Annotated in this window: 26 protein-coding genes and 1 tRNA gene; 15 read left to right on the forward strand and 12 right to left on the reverse strand. The window is 38.6% G+C overall.

Annotation, left to right across the window (positions count from 1 at the left end; all coding sequences use genetic code 11):
• Positions 1-59 precede the first annotated feature (59 nt).
• The 5 genes from HYV86_00790 (at position 60) to HYV86_00810 (ending at position 2578) form a co-directional block, all read left to right on the forward strand.
• On the forward strand, positions 60-347 hold the full coding sequence (locus tag HYV86_00790; protein ID MBI2572372.1) for a ribosomal L7Ae/L30e/S12e/Gadd45 family protein: 288 nt from the start codon (positions 60-62) through the stop codon (positions 345-347).
• Positions 348-361: 14 nt separating this feature from the next.
• Positions 362-781 (forward strand): NusA-like transcription termination signal-binding factor, encoded by a 420-nt coding sequence (locus HYV86_00795; GenBank protein MBI2572373.1) that lies wholly within the window; start codon positions 362-364, stop codon positions 779-781.
• A 70-nt stretch (positions 782-851) separates the two neighbouring features.
• Positions 852-1271 carry a 30S ribosomal protein S12 gene (locus HYV86_00800; GenBank protein ID MBI2572374.1) on the forward strand — a complete coding sequence of 140 codons (420 nt, stop codon included), beginning with the start codon at positions 852-854 and terminating at the stop codon, positions 1269-1271.
• A complete protein-coding gene (gene rpsG, locus HYV86_00805; protein ID MBI2572375.1) occupies positions 1268-1870 on the forward strand; it encodes a 30S ribosomal protein S7 in 603 nt (200 codons plus the stop codon). The genes HYV86_00800 and rpsG overlap by 4 nt, the downstream gene beginning before the upstream one ends.
• 81 nt (positions 1871-1951) lie before the next feature.
• Positions 1952-2578, forward strand: a complete 627-nt coding sequence (locus HYV86_00810; GenBank protein MBI2572376.1) for a hypothetical protein — start codon at positions 1952-1954, stop codon at positions 2576-2578.
• 28 nt (positions 2579-2606) lie between these two features.
• Here HYV86_00810 and HYV86_00815 read toward each other — a convergent pair whose 3' ends face one another.
• From HYV86_00815 to HYV86_00825, 3 genes are all read right to left on the reverse strand, one after another.
• Positions 2607-3152 carry a hypothetical protein gene (locus tag HYV86_00815; GenBank protein ID MBI2572377.1) on the reverse strand — a complete coding sequence of 182 codons (546 nt, stop codon included), beginning with the start codon at positions 3150-3152 and terminating at the stop codon, positions 2607-2609.
• A gap of 51 nt (positions 3153-3203) precedes the next feature.
• Positions 3204-3851: a hypothetical protein gene (locus HYV86_00820; protein ID MBI2572378.1), complete on the reverse strand. Its 648-nt coding sequence runs from the start codon at positions 3849-3851 to the stop codon at positions 3204-3206.
• Positions 3852-3914: 63 nt separating this feature from the next.
• Positions 3915-4820: a trypsin-like peptidase domain-containing protein gene (locus HYV86_00825; protein ID MBI2572379.1), complete on the reverse strand. Its 906-nt coding sequence runs from the start codon at positions 4818-4820 to the stop codon at positions 3915-3917.
• 107 nt (positions 4821-4927) lie between these two features.
• On the opposite strand from HYV86_00825, the gene HYV86_00830 reads away from it, so the two are divergent.
• The 5 genes from HYV86_00830 to HYV86_00850 all read left to right on the forward strand — a co-directional run bounded on the left by HYV86_00830 (position 4928) and on the right by HYV86_00850 (position 9207).
• Positions 4928-6118 carry a hypothetical protein gene (locus tag HYV86_00830; protein ID MBI2572380.1) on the forward strand — a complete coding sequence of 397 codons (1191 nt, stop codon included), beginning with the start codon at positions 4928-4930 and terminating at the stop codon, positions 6116-6118.
• Positions 6119-6120: 2 nt separating this feature from the next.
• Positions 6121-7434 (forward strand): aminotransferase class I/II-fold pyridoxal phosphate-dependent enzyme, encoded by a 1314-nt coding sequence (locus HYV86_00835; GenBank protein ID MBI2572381.1) that lies wholly within the window; start codon positions 6121-6123, stop codon positions 7432-7434.
• Positions 7435-7538: 104 nt separating this feature from the next.
• Positions 7539-8498 carry a tRNA (adenosine(37)-N6)-threonylcarbamoyltransferase complex transferase subunit TsaD gene (gene tsaD, locus HYV86_00840; GenBank protein ID MBI2572382.1) on the forward strand — a complete coding sequence of 320 codons (960 nt, stop codon included), beginning with the start codon at positions 7539-7541 and terminating at the stop codon, positions 8496-8498.
• 44 nt (positions 8499-8542) lie between these two features.
• Complete coding sequence (locus HYV86_00845) at positions 8543-8851, forward strand: hypothetical protein (GenBank protein ID MBI2572383.1); 309 nt, start codon at positions 8543-8545, stop codon at positions 8849-8851.
• 38 nt (positions 8852-8889) lie between these two features.
• On the forward strand, positions 8890-9207 hold the full coding sequence (locus HYV86_00850; GenBank protein ID MBI2572384.1) for a hypothetical protein: 318 nt from the start codon (positions 8890-8892) through the stop codon (positions 9205-9207).
• 17 nt (positions 9208-9224) lie between these two features.
• Here HYV86_00850 and HYV86_00855 read toward each other — a convergent pair whose 3' ends face one another.
• Positions 9225-9674, reverse strand: a complete 450-nt coding sequence (locus HYV86_00855) for a hypothetical protein (GenBank protein MBI2572385.1) — start codon at positions 9672-9674, stop codon at positions 9225-9227.
• A 198-nt stretch (positions 9675-9872) separates the two neighbouring features.
• Here HYV86_00855 and gyrB point away from each other — a divergent pair, with 198 nt between their 5' ends.
• The 4 genes from gyrB (at position 9873) to HYV86_00875 (ending at position 13048) form a co-directional block, all read left to right on the forward strand.
• Positions 9873-11786: a DNA topoisomerase (ATP-hydrolyzing) subunit B gene (gene gyrB / locus HYV86_00860; protein MBI2572386.1), complete on the forward strand. Its 1914-nt coding sequence runs from the start codon at positions 9873-9875 to the stop codon at positions 11784-11786.
• A gap of 2 nt (positions 11787-11788) precedes the next feature.
• Positions 11789-12025, forward strand: a complete 237-nt coding sequence (locus tag HYV86_00865; protein ID MBI2572387.1) for a hypothetical protein — start codon at positions 11789-11791, stop codon at positions 12023-12025.
• Positions 12026-12175: 150 nt separating this feature from the next.
• Positions 12176-12631 carry a PRC-barrel domain-containing protein gene (locus HYV86_00870; GenBank protein MBI2572388.1) on the forward strand — a complete coding sequence of 152 codons (456 nt, stop codon included), beginning with the start codon at positions 12176-12178 and terminating at the stop codon, positions 12629-12631.
• A 69-nt stretch (positions 12632-12700) separates the two neighbouring features.
• Positions 12701-13048 (forward strand): hypothetical protein, encoded by a 348-nt coding sequence (locus tag HYV86_00875; protein MBI2572389.1) that lies wholly within the window; start codon positions 12701-12703, stop codon positions 13046-13048.
• 33 nt (positions 13049-13081) lie between these two features.
• Here the strand turns inward: HYV86_00875 and HYV86_00880 are convergent, their stop codons facing one another.
• Genes HYV86_00880 through HYV86_00890 form a run of 3 tightly spaced genes read right to left on the reverse strand, consistent with a single transcriptional unit; the run spans position 13082 to position 14807 of the window.
• Positions 13082-13366 carry a 4a-hydroxytetrahydrobiopterin dehydratase gene (locus HYV86_00880; GenBank protein MBI2572390.1) on the reverse strand — a complete coding sequence of 95 codons (285 nt, stop codon included), beginning with the start codon at positions 13364-13366 and terminating at the stop codon, positions 13082-13084.
• Positions 13367-13374: 8 nt separating this feature from the next.
• Positions 13375-14265 (reverse strand): hypothetical protein, encoded by an 891-nt coding sequence (locus HYV86_00885; protein MBI2572391.1) that lies wholly within the window; start codon positions 14263-14265, stop codon positions 13375-13377.
• Positions 14266-14303: 38 nt separating this feature from the next.
• A complete protein-coding gene (locus HYV86_00890; GenBank protein ID MBI2572392.1) occupies positions 14304-14807 on the reverse strand; it encodes a YbaK/EbsC family protein in 504 nt (167 codons plus the stop codon).
• Positions 14808-14901: 94 nt separating this feature from the next.
• On the opposite strand from HYV86_00890, the gene HYV86_00895 reads away from it, so the two are divergent.
• Positions 14902-15351 carry an Lrp/AsnC family transcriptional regulator gene (locus HYV86_00895; GenBank protein ID MBI2572393.1) on the forward strand — a complete coding sequence of 150 codons (450 nt, stop codon included), beginning with the start codon at positions 14902-14904 and terminating at the stop codon, positions 15349-15351.
• Between the two features lie 158 nt (positions 15352-15509).
• Here the strand turns inward: HYV86_00895 and HYV86_00900 are convergent, their stop codons facing one another.
• The 5 genes from HYV86_00900 to HYV86_00920 all read right to left on the reverse strand — a co-directional run bounded on the left by HYV86_00900 (position 15510) and on the right by HYV86_00920 (position 21726).
• Positions 15510-15842, reverse strand: a complete 333-nt coding sequence (locus HYV86_00900) for a hypothetical protein (GenBank protein MBI2572394.1) — start codon at positions 15840-15842, stop codon at positions 15510-15512.
• A 224-nt stretch (positions 15843-16066) separates the two neighbouring features.
• Positions 16067-19558, reverse strand: a complete 3492-nt coding sequence (gene smc / locus HYV86_00905; GenBank protein MBI2572395.1) for a chromosome segregation protein SMC — start codon at positions 19556-19558, stop codon at positions 16067-16069.
• Positions 19559-20004: 446 nt separating this feature from the next.
• Positions 20005-20171, reverse strand: a tRNA-Gly gene (locus HYV86_00910).
• 216 nt (positions 20172-20387) lie between these two features.
• Positions 20388-20783, reverse strand: coding sequence for a hypothetical protein (locus HYV86_00915; protein ID MBI2572396.1), 396 nt, complete (start codon positions 20781-20783; stop codon positions 20388-20390).
• A 133-nt stretch (positions 20784-20916) separates the two neighbouring features.
• Complete coding sequence (locus tag HYV86_00920; protein MBI2572397.1) at positions 20917-21726, reverse strand: hypothetical protein; 810 nt, start codon at positions 21724-21726, stop codon at positions 20917-20919.
• Positions 21727-21737: the final 11 nt, after the last annotated feature.

Below are 21737 nucleotides of genomic sequence, written 5' to 3' on the forward strand. Positions count from 1 at the left end.
TCAGATCAATAATCAAAAACAATCAAAATAAAAATAAAACAAATAGTTGAGGAATAACGATGGCAAAAAAGAAAGAAGCAGTAGAAGAGATTCGCGACCTTAAAGCAAAACTCACTGAAGGCAAAACGATTATCGGAACACAACGTGTTCTTAAAGCGCTAAAGAGTAAATCAGTTAAAACCGTCTACCTCGCAAAAAATTGTCCTGATAAAATTAAAGACGACATTGCATATTATGCGCAACTTGCACAGACACCGATTATCACTCTCGAACAAGACAACGAAGAGTTAGGAACTCTTTGTAAGAAAAACTTCTTTGTTTGTGTTCTTGCAAGCACTGAAGAATAAGTCTGGGGACAAAATTGACAGCTCGGTTAAAGCTTGATCAGGATCTACTGGCATTATCGATGATTGTCGAACGTCAGACTGGTGTTCAAGTTAAAGACTGTTTTAAAGACGACGTTGATACTCTTTATTTTGTCGTTGCTCAAGGTCAGATTGGCAAAGCCGTAGGCAAAGGCGGAGCAAATATAAAAGGTCTTCAACAAAATCTCAATAAAAACGTTCGCTTTATTGAATATCGCGAACCAGCAAGCGAATTTATTCGCAGCATAATCTATCCCATCACTATCGAAGAAATCAAAGAAGAGGGAGGAATTGTTACCCTCAAAGATAGTAATAGAAAAACAAAAAGTTTATTAATAGGAAGGGAAGGTCGAAACTTGCAACTATTAAACAGGGCGGTTAAGCGCTTTTTTAATGTGGAAGTCAAAGTTGTATAACGAAGTCGTTAAGAATGAATTGAAACATCAAATTCATAAAAATTAATTACAGTATAAAAGGTCAAACACAATGGGAAAAAAACCACGCGGATTAGGTTCAGCAAAAAAATTAATAAAACGTCGAAGTACAGCAAAAATTACTAAACGTTCCTCTTTAAAACACAAATACGATCCTCTTGCAGGATCCTCACAAGCAAAAGCAATTGTTCTTGAGAAAGTTCAAGTTGAAGCAAAACAACCTAACTCAGCAATGCGTAAATGCGCTCGTGTTCAACTCGTTAAAAACGGAAAACAAATCACTGCATTTATGCCAGGTGATGGTGCTCAAAAATTAATCAACGAACACGACGAAGTAATTATCGAGTGTATTGGTGGTAAAATGGGTCGCGCTAAAGGTGACCTTCCTTGTATTCGCTGGCAAGTTATTCGCGTTAATGATCAGAGCCTCGATGCTCTACTCAAAGGTAAATTGGAGAAAGCAAGACGATGAGCGACACAATCAAATTTTTCAACAAGTGGACTACCGAAGGAGTCAAAGTATCTGACCTTGGTTTGGTTAGATATATTTCCATCGAGCCTAAAATTGTACCTAAAACTGGTGCTCGATATGCTGGGAATCGATTCCATAAATCTCAAACATTTATTGTTGAACGCCTAGCAGTAAAACTCATGAACTCCGGTCATAAAAGTAAAAAACACTTCATGAGCTCCGGACACAATACTGGTAAAAAAAATCTAGCATTAGGTATTGTTGAGCGAGCTTTAGGCAAAGCACATCTCAAATTAAAAGTAAATCCATTAAGCGTTGTAGTTCGCGCAGTAGAAAATGCAGCTCCACGTGAAGAAGTCATTGCTATTGAATATGGTGGTGCTCGTTATCCTAAAGCTGTTGATGTAGCTCCTCAACGTCGCATTGATCTTGCTCTTCGTAACATTACTCAAGGAGCATATGTTAAATCATTTAACAAAAAACTCAAAGTAGAAGACGCACTTGCTGATGAATTAATCAACTGCTATCAAGCATCCGTTAAAAGCGCAGCAATTGCTAAAAAACGCGATCTTGAACGTCAAGCAGCATCAAGTAAATAGACCTACGGTTAGTTTACTGTTTTCATTATTTTTTAACTTTTTTAATATCATTTTTTTGAGGGTTTTTGGTGTACCGGTACGATGACTTCGCAACCACCTTCATTTCATTCATCTTCGTTCCATTCTTTCGTAACAACTATTGAGGATGTACGACGGATTATTGACAAAATTGAGTATGAATGTGCTGAGCCCTATCAACTTCAATCTGCGCAAACAACACTTAGTCGAATGAAAGGGCACTGTTTGGATAGTTCTTTAGTTGCAGCTCACCTAATGGGGCAATTTGGTTATCGACCACTCATGCTGGCTATGGATGTTATGGTCCAAACCGGAGAAGAAGATTCTCACGCTGCATTTTTGTATAAAACTCAAGAAGGATATTTCAGTATGGGTAATTCTCGTCATTCTGCTCTTTGCGGTAGGAAGAACCCTTTTAGTCATCTCGTTGATCTTGCTGATGATTATAAATACTCTCTCCAACAATGTGGTTATGCAACGCAAAGAATATTTGTCGAAGATTGGTCCGATGCAACAATTCCCTGGAGAGATTCCCCTTCGGATCTTGCGTGGGAGTCTAATCTTGTTAGAGTGATTTGGGAAGAGAAATATCATGCACCATTCTCGCACCGAATACGACGTGCACACCGAGTAGTGACCGATCTTTTTTCTCAGAGAGGCACAAAAATACCTACAGAAAAAAAACAATAAGAACTTTCATCATGATACTATTCTTAATTCATTTCTTTCTCAATGCTTCTTGCATAATCCCAGCTTCCAGATGCAATACATCTAAAGCATAGGTCAATTCACCAATTAAAACATAACTTTTTCCGACTATCTCTGCAGATTTTCTTTTATCACCTATCTTCAAAGAAATATTGAAAGAAGTTTTTCCATAAGTCCCTTGCGCTGCTACTAAACCAGGTTTAACTTGAGAATGAGTTAAGTCTGTGGCATCAGAATCGAGAGTTTTATCTGGAACTGTGTAAGCCCTATTTACGACATATCCATTAATACAAACTACTTGTTTAAGATGATCTTCTAACGCCTGATCTGGCTCTACTGACGTTACTCGTTTCCAGAAGCGTTGTAATCCCACGGGATCAGAAATAAGCTTAGCCTCTTCCAAATCATAAAAAATGGCATTGTCATGCTTAGCTCTTCTTCCGATCACAGTTGCCACTGCTTCTGCGAGCCAGTCTGCGTTCGTTGTCGTTGCAACATATGTTGGATCTTTTGCTAAAATCTCTAATGCTTCTCGTGCGGTATATAATCCTGCCATACAAATTCAAGCCAAGCACCTCTTTATAAAACTTAAGAAAGTCCAGAACAATCATCTGGTTTGCACTAACGCATCACGCATAAAAGTGGGATTAAGATAGAGGCTCTTATTACTTCGATGTAGCTTTCCTATTACAAAAAGCGGTTTATCAACTAGTTCACATGCTTCTTGTTCTGTGTTTACAGCAACATTAATCTCAAGACGATTAGTGCCGTACCTTCCTTTATACGTTGCACCAGCAGGAATCAGTGATGATCCTAATGCGTGCTCAAACGGAATTTCGGGTAGAGTTGCTCTTTGTTCTAAATCAACTTCTGGATAGAAAATACACTCACCTGCAACATATCCATTGATTGCGACATGTCTTCCTACATAATGTGCTAGTTTCTGCGACGATTCTACTGCACTTACTTTTGGCCAAAAGCGTTGAAGACCTTGAGGAGCAATCGCAAACTGTGCAGTGTCAGGGCGATATAGAAACGTAGGGTTAGGGTCAGTAATACAAGCATGATATAACACCACATAAGTTTCTCTTTGAGCATCTGGAATTGGCGAGAATGAGGGAGCAGGTCCTTCGATCAGATCTTTGCCTAGCCTAAATATATCCTCTAGTCCTATATCTAAAACTCGACGATATTGGGCCGTTCGTTCTAATACAACACGACATAACGCTTCCTGGGCTGTAAGTTCTTGACTCATTCAATTAAAATGCTGCAATTTCTTTATAAAAATTGAGTCCGAAAATAGAATAAAATAAGGTGATTATGATCTCAATATGTCTTCTACAATTCTTTCAACATAATTCGAACTCAATGCAAAACCAATGCCTTCAAAATCTTTAATCTTAAGCGTATTAACCCCCACAACTTGTCCTGCAGCGTTAATTAATGGTCCGCCAGAATTGCCAGGATTAATGGGTACATCAATTTGCACTAATTCTCGCCCGCTACCATCAACTCGTTGTGTATTGCTCACAATACCTTGACTCACACTAAAATCAAATCCACCAGGATTTCCTACCGCAATTACTTTCTCTCCCACTCTCAAACTATCAGAATCACCAAAACGGATTGGGTCGAGTCCCGTAGCATTAATCTGCAACACAGCCACATCCGCACGCTGATTAAATCCAACCACTTTCACACGATGTCGCCTGCCATCAGACGTTTCAACCACAGCAGCCGTTGCCCCTTCAATAACATGATAGTTTGTCACAATATTGCCATTATCATCAATGATAAATCCGCTACCGCTACCTGTATTTGTCGAAATACTTACAACGGAAGGAATAGAATCATCAATAACTTGAGAGAAATCTTGATTCTCTAATTTAAGTCGTGATAGTGAATCTTGTAACTTTGCAACCTCTTCTTTACTTTGGGTCTCCACTTCATCAAGCTTACCGCTTAAGCCAGCGATTTCTTGACCACGTTCTTGGATTGATTTATCTAATTGAGTTGTTTTCACATCTACTTCTTGACCCAGCGACGCAATCTGCGCAGAAAGGTTATGTCGCTGTTGCTCTAATTGCTGTGATAAGGAATCAAACCGATCCGTAAATTCTGTGCGCATGGTTTTTTCCTGATTGTTTTGATATACTAAAAGACCTAGAACTACTATTAACAAAACTGCGCCATAAATCAAATGGATCTTCCACTCTCTTTTCATGCTAGAGAAAAGGATACTCTTTTATTTAAATGTCACGCCTGAACCGAAAACAGGCGAAACACTTTTAAATAACTACTTTTTAGTGACTAAAAGAATCTGGCTTTACCATGACAAATGACAAACGATATGTTTTTCGAGTTATATCTTCCTCTGGCAGTTTAAAAGATTTATTTTCTGCTGCTGGTGATAGTCAAGAAAATGACCTAAAATATGATCTCGCGTCTGCACATTATAATTTTTCCCCTTTCTCTCTCTTCCCTGCTTATGATAGAGAACGATTAGAAAACATTGAGTGGGGTGAAGAGTATACTGATTTACCTCATGTTGAAGATGTTATTGCGCAAATGATTACAAACGAAACCTCATTGCGTATTCCTGCTCATCGAATTCAACGGGTTCACGGATCCACTCGCAAGGCCGTTGATGAAATATTTAAGCATTCTTCAAATTCAAAAAGAAGAGGTATCGCTATTCCTCTTCCTAATTGGCATTTTTGGGATTGTGAACAATCATATCAACCCTATGTTATAGGGGGTACGAATGAAGATGAGTTAATTTCCTCATTTAGAGATGCTGCAAAAAGCGAAATGGTAGGGGGACTTATACTTGCGTGTCCTAGTGTTCCCCTCATGATGAATTTGTCTGCCCAAGGAGCAGCAGAGATTGATAACATTGCTCTTCAATATGGGATAGATATTATCATTGATGATGTATTACGAGGAGTTCAACCAATCGGTCAACGCGATAGTATTGCTCGTTATTTTACAAGACCATATGTCCTCGAAGGATTCACGAAGCGTTTTGGTGACGAATTATTTGATGACTTTTCTTATGTCGTTGCGCCTGAGGGTGAGAGGTTATATCTTGAGGGCTGTGTGGGGGAAATGTGTAATAGTTATGCAGGGTATAGGTTACATCTTGCATTACAATATGCTACTCAACCCGCACTTGATGAATTAGAGAAAAGAAATAAAATATTCGATCGGATTCTAAGTGAAAGAGCACCCAATGCCCCTGTGAAAATCGTTCGTCCTTCACCAACACATCTTACAACTCTCTTAGAGTTTGAACCAGAATTTCCTCTCACTGCAAGACAATTCTCGGACTCATTAAAGCAATATGGTGTACAAACTGCCCCTATGCAAATGTTTGTTCCAGAAGCAATAGCGCGTAAATACTTCCTTCCATCTGTTCTTCAAAAAAAATTGCGTATCACTGTTGGTAATCTTGATGCAGATGATCTATCACAAGCAGCAACGATTTTAGCTGATGAAATACAATCTTACTCCAGAGGATAAATATGCCAAAATCTCCTTCTCCTGATCCATTAGCTGAATCTCTTGAAAAATTACTTAAAGAGCACAGTATAAAAGTAGTACCTCAGCAAGAAACCATGGCTGCTGGTCCTCATCTTCCTTACGGTAGTTTTTTTGGTTTTCCTGATTTCGATTTTCTTGATGCAAACATTGGTTTAGTTCCTTTTGGTGAAAATGAAGAAGAGTTACGCTGGCTTTCAAAAATATTTGACGCTCAAACCCAACACTGTAAACATCGAGGGTCAAAGCCAATAGAAGAAGTTGTTCGAGAAATCCTCACCACTGAGATCGCCAGAGATCTTTCTACTGTTGAGATATATGTTACTGCCCAAGGTGCACGTGGTGCTTTAGTAGGATTATTAGAATCGTTAGTGACTCCTCAAAAACCCTATATCTTGTATGCTTCGCCCAATTGGATTTTTGACGGACTTTGTCAGAATGTAGCACAGTTTAATGACAAAGCGACTTCTTATGCTTTCTTTGCACCATCTGCCGATCGTTTTGTAGAAAATTTTACTAGATTACCAATTCTTGATCGTGCTGCAGCAGTTATTCTTGTTGATCCCGGTAATCCTCAGGGGTATCAATTAAAAGAGGGGCATGTTCAAATTATTGAAGCCGTTTCTGAAAGATATGGTATTGTTCCAATCTTTGATGATGTCTTTCGAGGCTTGCGTCAACAAGGTGAACCCCATGCCTCTCAATATTCTAAACATAGTATCATAGTTGAAACCACATCTAAACGCTTTGGTGCTCGGGGTCTTGGTGTAACATGGACACTTATCCCTCAAGAACGAGGAATTACTTTCTCAAATTTTGACATTGAGTGCGGGGGTTGTTCTTCGGTTGCATCAGTAGTTACAGAAGGTTTATACCGGACTGGGTATGGAGAAAAAGTTCGACAAATGTTAATTAGAAATTCGCAAGCTCTGGTTCGGGGTTATCAAGATGGCACCAGTGAAGAGACAAGGAACCTTGGAAGGTTCGAACAAGCTTTTCTAGGCATGCCTATACTCACATTCCAACTTACAAAAAAAGAATCTGGGATTGATGCTCCTTTTCTTGTCGAAGCTTTAGGCAAGAAGTATGGCATGGGTGTCACGAGTGGTGATAGGTGGATTTGTCAACCTCAAAGATTAAGTAGTCCGGCTCGCACTTTACGTGAACGAAATGAAGAAGCAGATCATGCATTATCATATTTGCGATTTTGCCCTACAAAAGAAACGCCTGAGAAATGTTACGCTGGGGGCAGACTTTTAGCTGACGTTATGAATAACTATGCCCAGATCGTTAAATAAAAAAATTCTTTATTTTCCTCCCTAACTTTTTTAACTATCCTGCATTCTATACCTCACAAACTTACAATTCCAAAACACAACCTCTCTAAAAATATAAACGCAAAATGTCACATCCACAACTTATCCTTGGAGTCGAAACCACTGCCCATACATTTGGCATTGGCATCATTACCAGTAATGGAAAAATTCTTGCCAACATCAAAGATAGTTACACCTCTCCTGACAAAGGCATGATCCCCGATGAGATTGCAAATCATCATAAAGCTGTAGCGCAAACCATTCTCGAAAAAGCATTCAAAACTGCCGGCTGCAATTGGGAAGATATTTCATTCATCTCCTACTCCGCAGGTCCCGGTCTCGACCCTGCGTTATGGGCTGGATATCACAAAGCCAAGGAATGGGCTACACAACACAAAAAGAAACTTGTTGCGGTTAATCACTGTTGTGCACATCTTAGTATCGGTGCGTTAACAAGCAACGCCAAAGATCCTTGTTACCTCTATGTCTCAGGTGTCAACACTCAAATCATTGTGCAAATCAATGGTAAATATCGGGTCATGGGCGAAACACTGGATATTGGGCTTGGCAACATGCTCGACAAATTTGGCCGGATCACCAACCTTGGTTTTCCTGCTGGTCCGAAAGTTGAACAATTAGCTAAGAGTGGTAAATACGTTGAACTTCCCTACACTATCAAGGGTATGGATATTTCATTTTCTGGTCCATTAACCAGAGCAGAACAACTCTTCAAAAAAGGAGAAAAAGTCGAAGATCTCTGTTTCTCACTACAAGAAACCTGCTTTGCCATGTGCACCGAGGTCGTCGAACGTGCCATGGCACATACTGAGAAAAATGAACTGATTCTCGTAGGTGGCGTAGGAGCCAACAAACGATTTTGTGAGATGCTTGAAATCATGTGCAAAGAACGCGGCGCAACATTTTACAACGTGCCGATGGATCTTGCTGGAGACCAAGGTGTCATGATTGCGTGGGAAGGTTGGCTGCGCAAAGACGAGTCTGGCGATGTAGAGATCAAACCCCACTGGCGCGCCGATGAGGTCTAATTATTGTAGTAGGGTTTAAAAAAAGCTCATTACACAAATAAAAAATGGTTTTGCAAACAAAAGTAAAAATTGAATTTCATATTCCCTTGAATCAATTACCTGAGATTCAACAAGATCTAATTTGGATTGCAACACAAGCTCCTACCTGTAGTCGTACGACCAATCTGGAAATAACTGCAACTCTTTCCCCTTGGCAAAATGGATGTTCTATCTTTCCCAAAGTCAATAAAGAATACGAAGTAAGCGAATATATTGGTCATCGCTGGAGTGCTAGTAGAAAGTACGAACTTAGAGATGACGCATTACAGTTAGTTAAAGAGAATTTTAGGTATAGCTGTGGTGACTATGAATAAATCTTTGACAAACCCATTGAAACATATTGCTCAAAAAAATGACACTTGAAACCGAAGTCAAAATTCAATATTATATTGCTGTCAGCAGACTCGGTGAAATAGAACAAGATGTAGGGTGGATTGCCCAACAACCATGTGCTCATTCTCAAACCAATCTATTACAAATTAATTGCTTCGTGCTTGACAGCCAAAAAAGATACCAAGTTGGTGAACTTATCGCATTTCCTCAAGGAGGGGGGCTTCACGTTGGATTAAGAGAATATGTATCTGACAATGGGAATTTGGTATTAACAAAAAATGAGGACCATTATCCTACATTTGGATATGGTGATAAATTTTCCAGAGATTCTTCTTAACCTTCTCTTATCCAACCTTATGTCTGTGCAGTATAAAATAATGTCAATCTTTCTAAATTTGGCGCAGCTAAACAATCTCGCACTCTTCCAATACTCACGGGAGTTTTAGGGAAGTATAATCCACAACTATTGCGAAAACCTAATTCCTGCATATCTCTAAATGCAGATCCATAAGGAAATGCAAGATGTAGGGAAGACAGCCTAAATTGTCCTTTTACCATTTCTCCTTTGTCTGATAATACTTCTTTTCTTTCAATTAACACATCCAACCAATCCTCAATTGTTGAAGCTCTTGTTGCCATATCAGCTAAACTGCGGTATAAATTGAGAGCCTCGGAATTGAGATCCTCATTTCGTGCTGGCGCGATACCAGTTCTAGATCCTGGAAAATGGAGATCTCGCACAATAGTTGCAGGATACGAAAGTCGAAAAAAAAGCTTGTGATAATCTGGCTGTGGTCGTAGCATAGTTATCTCTTTGCGTGCTTCTTTAAAACCTTAACTCTCCGATAATCTTACTATTTTAACCTCTCTATTCTACCCTCTATCTCGTCCTTCTCTACCAACAGATTTATAAAGCCCAAAACACTCCAAAAATTAACAGTTTCTCGTCGAGAAATCTAGCTGATAGAAAGTTCCAAAAATCAATCAAAAAAGAGCCGAAAAATGTCCGATCAACCAACACCACCTAACGAGTACAATGCATCTAACATCACTGTTCTTGAAGGTCTTGAAGCTGTACGTAAACGCCCTGGGATGTACATTGGGGACACTAGTATTCGTGGTTTACATCATTTAGTCTACGAAATTGTTGACAACTCCGTGGACGAAGCTCTCGCTGGTTTTTGTAAAAATATCACAGTCATAATCCACGTAGACAACTCCATCACCGTAATTGATGATGGTCGTGGTATTCCCACTGATATGCATCCTAAATACGGGATCTCTGCTGTAGAAGTTGCGCTTACCAAACTACATGCTGGGGGTAAATTCGACAAAAATACTTACAAAGTATCTGGCGGTTTACACGGAGTTGGCGTGAGTGTGGTTAATGCTCTTTCCATTGCGCTTACTGTTACCGTAGAACGTGATGGCAAACTTTTCGTACAAAAGTACAGTCAAGGAAAACCATTAGGACCATTGGAAATGCAAGGGATGACTACTCGTAGAGGCACTACGGTTACATTCAAACCCGATTCTACTATTTTTACTGAAGAAACTACTTATCATTATGATGTCTTAGCAAAACGTTTACGCGAATTAGCGTTTCTCAATAAAGGCATCAAAATTGAACTCAAAGACGAACGTGAAGAAAATAAATTAGACCTCTTCCATTACACTGGTGGTATCAAACAATTCGTGGAATATCTCGATCAAAACAAACAACCTCTTCATTCGGTCATTTATTTTGAAAAAGAAAAAGACGATGTCGTTGTTGAAATCTCTCTGCGTTATAATGCAGGGTACCAAGAAAATGTGTTCTCTTTTGTAAACAACATTAACACTATTGAAGGGGGAACTCATCTCTCTGGATTTAAAACCGCGATCACGCGTATTCTCAACAACTTCGCAGCAACCATCACGAACGGTAAAGCCGAGAAATTTACGGGAGATGACGTGAAAGAAGGACTTACTGCCGTTGTCTCTGTCAAAGTTCATGAACCTCTTTTTGAGGGACAAACCAAAAGCAAATTAGGAAACAGCGATGTCTTTGGCATTGTGAGTTCTATTACTCATGATCAGCTCACAACTTATTTTAACGAACATCCACAAGACATTAAAATTATTGTAAGTAAATGTCTCGATGCTGCTCGCGCTCGTGAAGCAGCGCACAAAGCGCGGGAATTAACTCGACGTAAAGGTGCTCTTGAAGGTGCTGGTCTTCCGGGAAAACTAGCAGATTGCAGTAATCGTGATCCTAAACAATGTGAAGTGTATCTTGTTGAGGGAGATTCCGCTGGTGGTTCTGCTAAACAAGGCCGCAACCGTGAATTCCAAGCTATCCTTCCACTTCGTGGTAAAATTCTCAATGTTGAAAAAGCTCGTTTACATAAGATTCTTGAAAACAAAGAAATCATCACCATGATCACTGCCATTGGAACTGGTGCAGGAGATGATTTTCATATTGAAAAATTACGCTATGACAAAATTATCATTATGACTGATGCAGATGTTGACGGCTCGCATATTATGACTTTAATTCTTACATTCTTTTATCGCTACATGAAAGCATTGGTAGAGCAAGGTCACATTTATGTTGCCATGCCTCCTTTGTATCGTATTGCGAAAGGCAAGAAAGTTGAATATGTATACAGTGACGCAGAAAAAGAACGTACAGTAGCCGCGATGGGTGGTATGGAAGGACTCACCATTCAACGCTATAAAGGTCTAGGAGAAATGAATCCTACCCAGCTTTGGGAGACAACGATGGATCCAAGTGTGCGAAAACTCAAACAAGTTGCTGTTGAAGATGCCGTTGTCGCTGATCAAATGTTTACTATTCTTATGGGAGACGAAGTAGAACCACGTCGGGATTTTATTGAGAAACATGCTAAAGAAGTTCAGAACTTGGATGTCTAAACATGGCCGCTTTCGATAAGTCAATGGATAAAGAAATCTTCAGTGCTTCTTTTGATTCAGATAAAAGTAAGATTACAGTTGCGGTATTTTCATATAATAATGGACAACCAAAGCTTCAACTTAGCCGCGAGAATAAAGGAACTAATGGTGAAATGGCATTTGCTAAGTTGGGACGACTAACTAGAGCTGAAGTAGAGAAAATTCTTCCGCTTATGGAAAAGGCTAAAACCTATCTCTAAACTTAATTTTGATTAACTTTCTATTCTTAAGATTAAATTTAAACTATCAAAACACAAAAAAAGAACGCCCATTGTGCCATTTTGATAAAAACTCCAGCATACGGATTTTATATAAGAAATCCGCCTAGGAGAAAATAGAGGTGATATTATATGGCTCAAATTCGTCGACATGCAAAATCAAAGAATGGTCTTCTTGTAACCAAAGATATTGAAGGCAAGAAAGTTATTGATCGTAGTGGTAAAGAGATAGGGGTGGTGAAAGCAATTCACATTGATCCCATCACGTTGCACGTTGAAGGTATAACCATTAGTAAAGGTCTTTTTAACGATAGTGATTATGTTGGTTCAGAATACATCACTGCAATTACTAACAAAGCAGCACTGTTAAGTATTGTGCCTATTACAGAATACTTGGGCAAGAAAGTTTTTGATTCTAAAGGCAATGAGCTTGGGAAAGTAAAAGAGATTCATCGAACTAATAAAACCAACAATGTTCTTTCTATCACGGTTGATCGTGGCTTTTTAAAACAGGATTTGGTTGTAGGGGATCATGCGATAGATTCAATTGGTGAGAACATTCGTCTTAATGAAGCTGTTGAAAAATAAAGTGAACCTTGCCTAGAAACATGAATTAGGCAAAGTTCTCAAAAGTAAATCTACCTGGAGGATGATATTATGAGCAAGGGATCTAAATTAGGCGTTATTGCATTTATTGTTGGATTGATCGGAGCTGCAGTTATTGCATTGTTAAATTATACTGCGGTTCCAAAATGGGCAGTTATTGCTCTGGCCGTGTTAGGCGTAGTTGTGGGATTACTTAATGTCAAAGATGATGAGATCAGTCTATTCCTGATTGCTGCATTGGCATTTTTGTTAAGCTTTGGTGCACTCCGCGACGTCGTTACCACATTAGCGTTTGGCTGGCAAGCTATCGCCGTATTCTTTAATCTGATGGTAGTATTCGTAGCTCCTGCTACGGCGATTGTTGCTGTGTTAGCACTGTTTCGCATGGCGAAAAATTAGAGAATTTTTTATTTTTTTATTTTTTTCTGACATCTACTTGTTGATCTGTTCTATTCGTAGTGCCAGTTCAATGTCATTATTTGTTACTTTGTCTCCTGCATCATGGGTTGTTAAGAATAGGGTCACCTTGCTGTACCTATTAATAATTTTTGGATGATGCTTCAATTCTTCTGCTTCAAAACCTACCCGGATCAAAAATGTCATTGCTTCACGAAAGGATAAAAAAATAAACTCTTTAATGAGCTCGTTGTCTTCAGATCTCCATCCAGGAAGCATTGTAAGCGATTGTGAAATTTCAAATTGGGTAAGCGGTTTCATCTTTTTTCTCAAGCAAATGACTTAATAAATCTCTCGATCTCTTTATGTAACCATTCCAAAGAAGGTATCACAAAAAAGAGTGGTTGCTCAAATGAATAATTATAGTCAGTTTCAATAACTTCTTTGATGGTAAACGGTTTAATCACGCAATTCCCACTAAATGCATTCATACAATCTTTGATTCCGCCTAGAAGTCCTGCACCAAATGCTTTCACTCCAGTATGTTCTTGAATCAGTCCATATTCTAAACTATACCAGTAAAGACGATTTAACCACAAAAGTTGTTCTTCCGTTGCTCTACGTGCTGCGTTTCCAATGAGTTTATTTAATGCAATTATTTCTGGATGTACAAACATGGGGACGTGACCAAAAACTTCATGAATAATATCTGGTTCAGGACTAAATTCCGGTTTAGAATGATGGCGAATGTACTGTGTGCATAACATAACGCCTTCACTTAATTTCATCATAAATTCATGAGCGCTAACAAGTCCATGAATCGGTTCAAGTTGAAAACCAGAAATTCGTTCAAGTTCTCGATTAAGATCTCGTAGTTGTGGGACATTTCCTGTGGGTAATGTCAACAGAGATCGACCCTCTTTGTAAAGAGAGCAAGCATGTTTATCATGCAACACGGCAAGCTTCTCTGAGACATGCTTCCACACTTCATGCTCTTGTTGTGTGTAACTTACCAAAGCGATGTCTCTATTTATGGAATTTGATCTGTGAAATTCAATTGCTTTAGCTACAATCTCCTCTCTTCTTTTCCTATATGCTGGGTCGTTTGCACCTGGGTGATCTAAATCTAAGATAGGGAGTGTTTCAATAACTAAAGAATTAGCGTTGCTTTCATCTTTACTAACGATCTGATTTTCACTTACAATACCGATGATCAGCACGCTGTGCCTTAGCCTCAATTAATTCAGGTATCATTTTCCTATCCCTCCTTCGCGAAATCATCAACCACAACTTTTCGCACTTTCAAAATCTCTGTTGGTTTAATCTTTAGTCCAGCGTGCGGCGAACCTGCCGAACCAACAACAATCTTTTTCTCAAACAATTTTGTATCTGCAAAAAGTGCAACTGAGTCTGGAATCGTTAAAGCTCCGGCACCACCAGGCACACAACCAAAATGTGTCATCAGTTCGTCACGAGTTGCCATGCGTATATCCTTCATGCCACTTACTCTTTCCACTTTCTTACAATTGATCTTCACTTCACCTGATGCCAGAACTGCAAGTGGTCGACCTTTAGACATGAAGCACAAACATTTTAGTAATTCCTCCTGAGTACCACCATGTAATGCAATATGGGCATCAACTCCGATTACTTCCATGTGTTCATGCATAATCACTTCTGCCTCCAATTGGTGTTTTTGAATGATTTTCTGTGCACTGGCAACATTTTCTGTTTCAATCTCTAAAGCTGATATACTTTCCATACTTTTCTAAGATGAGTCTTCCATTATAAAAGAATCTGTATAATATTCAAAAATAAACCATAAATATTATAAATAATCGTATAATCTACAATTTATGAAAGACATTTCCTCTAAAATAATTCATCTGTTCAAAGTGGGCTACTGCACACCACAGATATCTCAAATTGCTAAAAAGATCAAAGAACCCTCAACAACTATTCATTATAACATCAAAAAACTTGAAAAAGAAGGCGCAATTAAAAGCTACAAAGCAGTCTTTGATTACAAAAAAATTGATGAGGGTTTCTGCGTCTTTGTCTTAATCAGCCTTTCTCCGGATGAATACGGCAATCCCGAAAAAATAGCGCAGGACCTTGCTAAACATCCTCAGATTGAATCGGTTGATATCTGTACGGGTGATTGGGAGTTGATTCTCAAAGTGCGCGCCAAAAACCAAGATGAGTATTATGAATTTACTAAGAATGTAATCTCACGTAAAGGTATTATCAAAATAAAATCATTAACCTCATTAAAACAAGTTAAAACCGAATTTGTCGAGATTTGATTAATAATCCTACTGTTTCTTATTTTTCTATTTTATAACCCGTGGTCTACTTTTTTGTCTCTAAAAATTAACCTCGCCCATTTAACTTAGAAATCAAAACCACAGAACAACTCAAAAACAAAAAGAGAATGAAAAAGAAGTAAAAATAAAAAATGTATTTATGCACTAAATCTATTGTAGAGCCAGGAAACAACGAAACCGCAAACTAAACCATACAAAGCAGCTTCTGCCATACCTGCAATAACGCCTAATAGACTTGAGGAATAAGACATAAGATATGTGTCAAGCATACCAACTAATCCTGCGGCAAAGCCCATTTTTCCAACAATTGTTATTAACAATACTTTTGCTGCTGCAATAATTGCAAATGCATATGCAACTGCATGATTGTCCCAGCATCCTGCTTTCATTGAAGAACAGCTTGCTGATTCCATTGATTTGGAAGCTGCAGCTTTAGAAGCAGATCCTCTTGTTTTTTTTCGAGTAGCCATAATTACTATCACCTCTTAAATGATAAAGAAATCATTTTTTTATGGTTTATAAATGTTTGGTTTTCAATAGAGAGATCAAAACCACGAGGTTATATCAAGATGGTCCTAAACTGGGCTTTAGAACTAAACCATTCTATCCTATATAGGGGACTTCATCATTGGGTGTTTGATGATTAATTCCCCATTAAAAATCCAACGCGTAACCAAATCACTTAGTTGGATTCTTATATCTTTAAACTCGTCACTTTTGATATGCCATCAACCATTGAGACGCCATACAACGTATTGGCTTGAGAAATCAACGCATCATTATGTGAAATCACAATATACTGCGCGCGGTCACTGTATGCCTGAATCAAATTAGCTAATAACTGGGCATTATGTTTATCCAATGCTGCATCAATCTCATCAAGGATATAGAATGAGGCTGGTTGATATTCCTGGATAGCAAAAATAAACGAGAGAGCAGTGAGTGTTTTCTCTCCACCAGAAAGAGCTTTCAAATCCATAAACCGATTTCCACTAATTTTTACTTTAATACTCAACCCATCTTCAAAGGGATTAGTAGGATTGTCTAATTCTAAATAGGCTTTTCCTTTCGTAAATAACGTCGAAAAAATTCGGCCGAAATGTTCATTAGCCATCTCAAATGTTTTCATGAATTGTTCTTTTTTCTTCGTTTCAATTTCATTCATGAGCATCATCACATCAGTCTTTTCTTTTTCAAGACTCTCTTTTTTCTCAATAAGTTTGTTATATTCCTGTTCGATTTGGTCGTATACTTCGAGTGCTTTCATGTTTACGGTAGAGAGTTGTCCTAACATCACTTCAAACTTACTAATCTCCTGTTTTAATTCATCAACATGTTTATTTTCAAGGATAACCGCATGGGGATATCGCGCAAACTCTTCCTCCAATCCGGCTAATTTCGCTTTGATTTCCGCATTTTGCAGTGAAACTAAATTCACATCTCGTTCGCTAGATCGAGCCTGTTCACGCCACTTCTCTGTATCATTTTCCAAAGCAGTAATTTGCGCGCTTACTTTTTCACGCAACGTAAACAATTCTTTGTATTTTGAATAGAATTCTTTACTGTCTTTCTCTTTTTGTTCGAGTACTTTTTCTTGATCGTGAACTGATTCACTCAATCGATGAATCTCTTCTTTAAACTGCGCTTCTTCTTTATCATGCTGTTTAATAATCTCTTTCATTTTCTCTTGTTCGGGAGCAATTAATTGACTTAACTGTGATCCCATATTCTTCGCATCAGATTCTAATCGTAACATTTCTTCCCGTAATCGTTGACGGGTTTCTTCAAATGCTGTAAGCTGCGCGAGCAAGCGAGGATTGCGCAATTCATTAACCTGTGAACGTAATACATTTTTCTCTTCTTTAAGGGTTCCTAGATCTTTATTTAATGCCACTATCTCCCGTTGTACTTTATTTATCTCTTCATCCATCTCCAAAAGTCGTGCGCTTAATTCTTTTTTAATTGCCGTCGTTGCATCAAGATCGCCCGTCTCCAGATGTAATGTTTTCTCTAACTTAATTATTTCTGCTTCCAGCTCAGCTTTAGATGTGCGTAGGGACGTGATTTCACGCATATTTCCTTCACGTTTTACTTCTAACGCAGCAATAACCGATTCTAATTGAGCAACACCCTCTTCCATTTTCTCGCGTTCTTCAACGGTATCCTTCTCTAAGAAACCAACACTTTCTCGACGAGCATTAAATCCACCACGCATTACGCCGCTAGCTTCAGCAAGGTTGCCATCAAGCGATGCCATTTTAATTCTTCCAACACCCACTTTACGCGCAACATCAATATCCTCAACGATGAGTGTATTGCCAAAAACATACAAAAATGCTTTTTTATATTCAGCTCTGAATGAAATAATATTAATTGCAAAATCGTGAACACCGGGAGTTTTTAATAATCCTTTATCTTCCCCCGAAATTTCCTGCGTTTTAATTTTATTAAGCGGAATAAATGATGCTGCTCCCAATCTATTCGCTTTAAGAAACGAGATGCATTCTGCCGCAGTTTGGTCATTATCAACAACAATAAATTGCATCCGACCTGCTGCTGCTGCTTCTAACGCAGGTGCATATTTTTTAGGAACTTGTCCTAATTCAGCAACTGTTCCATATACTCCGGGAAACTTCTTCTTTTGACTTAAAATACTATTAAGTGCTTGATTATTAGAAATACTTGCCTGAAGAGTCATCTCTTTAGCCTGAATTTTAGAAAGTTTTTCTTGCGCATCTACAACATTACGTCGGGCATTAGCCAATTGGGATGCAAAACTACTGTCCTGGTCTAAGCACGTATTAAGACGTAGCGTTGCCGCTTTAAAATTATTCTTGAGATCCTGTAAATTAGTAATTTGGTCTTTATTTTGCTTAGCAACTTCCGCAACTTTGCGCACTTTTTCTTCAACTGTTTGAAGTTGATACTCCATACGGTCTTTTTCTCGTAACAGTTCTTGTTGACGAACCCGAATCTTTTGTACTTCTTCTTGTTTTTCTTCAATTTTATGGTCTCGTTCTTCAATTCCTTTTTCTAATTCTACAGAAGATTCAATGTTATTTTTCTTTTTGAATTGGGCGATACTCTCTTCCACTTGTTTTAACTCATGGGCTTTCTCTTTATGGACTTGCTCTAATTCTTTCTTTTTACCATGGGATGCATCAGCTTTTTCTTCAAGATCACGCGCTTCTTGACGGAATTGCTCTTTACGTTGACCAATCTTATTAATCTCATCTTTGAGAGTGGAAACACGTGTTTTCTCTTTGGCGATATTAACTTTTAATTCTTCGATCTTACGATGCACTTCTACTTGTTCTTTCTCTCCTTTTTGTTCAATGTCTTGATTAATTTGAACCACCTGTTCACGTAATTTGGCAATTGCTTCTTTTGCTTCATTCACTTTCTTTTCAGAATCTTGAATCTTTAATTGATGTTTTTCAACCTCTTTATCAAACACTTCTTTCTTCGCTTTACGATCTTGCATCTGGAGATGAATATATGTGGCTTTATGAGAATCAATTTTATCTTTAAGTTGTTTAAACTCCAATGCCTGATCGCGATCCTTCTTAAGCTCTTTAAGATAGGTCTTACGTTCTTTAAGAATAATTTCTGCGCTGTTGAGCTTTTCTTCTACTTTTTCTAACTCCAACATTGCTTTATGTTTTTTATCTTCATAGATAGAGACATCACTAATTTCTTCGATAATCTTGCGTCTCTCTAATGGAGTCATCGTCACAAAACGGGTAATATCTCCTTGCAATACAATATTATATCCGTCTGGATTTATTTTAGAAATAGCTAACAGATCAAGAATCTCTGTACGAGTTTTCTTTTTATTATTAACATAATATGTACTTCCGCCATCTTTCTGAATAGTTCTTGTAATAACTATCTCCTTTGCATCAAGAGGAAATTCTTTTTCATCATTAGAAAAAACAATCTCCACTGTTCCTGTACTTGCTGGTTTCTTATTTTTTCCACCATTAAAAATCAAATTGGATGCTTTCTCTGCCCGCATCGATTTAGCACTAAGCCGACCAAGAACAAAACATAACGCGTCGCCTATGTTTGACTTACCTGAGCCATTCGCCCCTAAAATACAGTTAAACCTCTCTTCTAAGAGAATATCTGTCTTATTGGCAAAGCTCTTAAACCCATGAATAGTAATACGATTTATTCTCGTCATCTGGTACCCTTTTTTAGATAGTAGAGGCTTGCGTTATCGTTTATAAAGATTACTGTGAAACAGGAGGAGAATAGCTCTGGGTGACCACAAAACTATCAAATGTAAGTGCCGGAATCTAAAATTTTCAAGAACAGTCGTTTAATCTGCTAATTCCACTTGTGTATTCACAAGTGGTTGAGAAGCGGAAAAAAATTCATCGGAGTGGTCAGGGTCCGAACGAACGACCCGAGGCGTAGCCGAGCATGCTCTCGGTCTATTGACCGAGAGTGGTCGTGAGTGATTGAAAATAATCGCCAAAAGAATCTAGGAACGGTGAACGTTTTACATCAGAGATAACCAGCTGGATTTTCTACGCGAAACATTCGGTGTTTGCCCCTTCTTTTGGCAGAGTTACACTGGATGTCTTTTTTAAAAATGTTATGGATTAGCAGGGTATAGAAATAAAGTGCACCGGCGGGGACTTTCGTACCTTTTGGCTTAACGGTTTTGGTCAAGCTTTTCCAAAAGGTTGTTCGAACCCCGGTCATCGGCTCTCTTCATAAGAGCAGTGTGCCCCTATACCCTCGAAGGGGAATATGGAAGGCCAACATACTAACCGCTATACGACCGGTGCAACAGTCTCAAAAATCCAGAAGCGGTTTATAAAACTTACTCTATTCCACAGCTTTGTCCTAAATCTCACTTTCGTTCGGGTTAGCAGCTTCGAATCCTTCGTTGTGTGGTCTCTGATGGTGCTATCTTCCCGTATGGAGCAACCCCTGATAACGCACCTATTAGTTCATCGCTTAGGATTCGACCTGATGCTGCTAACCACTTTTAGGACAAAGCTCTATTCCAGAATCACTTCTTTTAATTCCTTAAAATAAAACCCCATCAGCCCTCCGGCGAGTGGAAACAACAGAATCACAACAAAGAGGAATGGATGCATGGAATAATCATACAATAAAATCTCTAACACTAATCCCAAAAGAACACCCAGAACAGTTCGTCCTAATCTCTTCTTAACTTTACACATTCGTCCAACGCCCCAGACTGCAAGAAAGACACCTAACGTAACACCAATAAAAGAACCTAACATTGCCCATCCCTCGTATCCCATACCGAGATTTTCAAACGGAAGTGTAAATCCCAACGGATACACCAAGAGTCCACCTAGTAACCCAAGAATACCAAAAACAACAAGCGCAAGTACACCAACTATTAGCTGCCACCAGAACGGTTTCATATAATCTTCTCCTCATATAATATTTGCATACTTCCTTTTCCGGGGAACTTTTTAACGATTTCTATTTTTTTGATACGTTCTCGATTAATCACCTTCTAATTCTATAATCGTCGAACAGCTCTTAAAATCAATTCTAAGCAAGGCGTGGTTGCCATCCTCTTGGTTTAGGAGTGGGCGTATTCCGTTCAACCTGTCTTATTATCTCCTCTGCATCGTGACTCATTACGCCTATCAAATCAATGGCATATCTATGAATCGTTTCGGTTTGTCTCTGGGGGATTAAATGTATAGGATATCCTTGTTGATAAAGTAATGCAAGAGCTGCGCTAACTTCATCTTGAGGAAGACCTTCTGCTGCTTCATATGTAGAAAAAGTTAAAGTGTCTGAAGCTCGAACACCATGACGAATAAGTGTCTCTAATTCGGTATAATCTGGCAGTTCCCACCTATCCGTGCACAACAGTACACAATTCCATTGTTGTCCAAGATCACGTAAAGATAACTCTGTATTTTCAAATAGTGTTTCGTATGCCTCTATCTTAATAGGATCAGTACCTCGGATGGTTTTTGTATCTGCATTGGGCAAAAGCCCAAATCGAACTTCGATATAATTACGTGAAACACTAGCATCTTGACATCCAATACTTTCTGCAACACGTAACATGACATCATGTACGGTTTCATTTCGATCTCGAATATACTCTTTTAATAACTCTGGAAATCTCTCTTGTAATTCTCCTCTGCCATATAATTCTTCAGAATTTCCCAGAACTTCATCAACATGATTGGCTACATATTCCACAACCTCGTTTGGGGTTGGTTCTTGAAACCTTCCTAACAGGACATATCCTTTTAAGCTTGCATCAATCTCACGGGGAAATGTGGGCAATGCGACATACACTGCATGTGGAACGACAGAAAGTAAACGTGAATCTAACGTCATAGTTCCCACGT

Source organism: Candidatus Woesearchaeota archaeon (assembly GCA_016188115.1).
GTDB lineage: Archaea > Nanobdellota > Nanobdellia > Woesearchaeales > GW2011-AR9 > JACPIK01.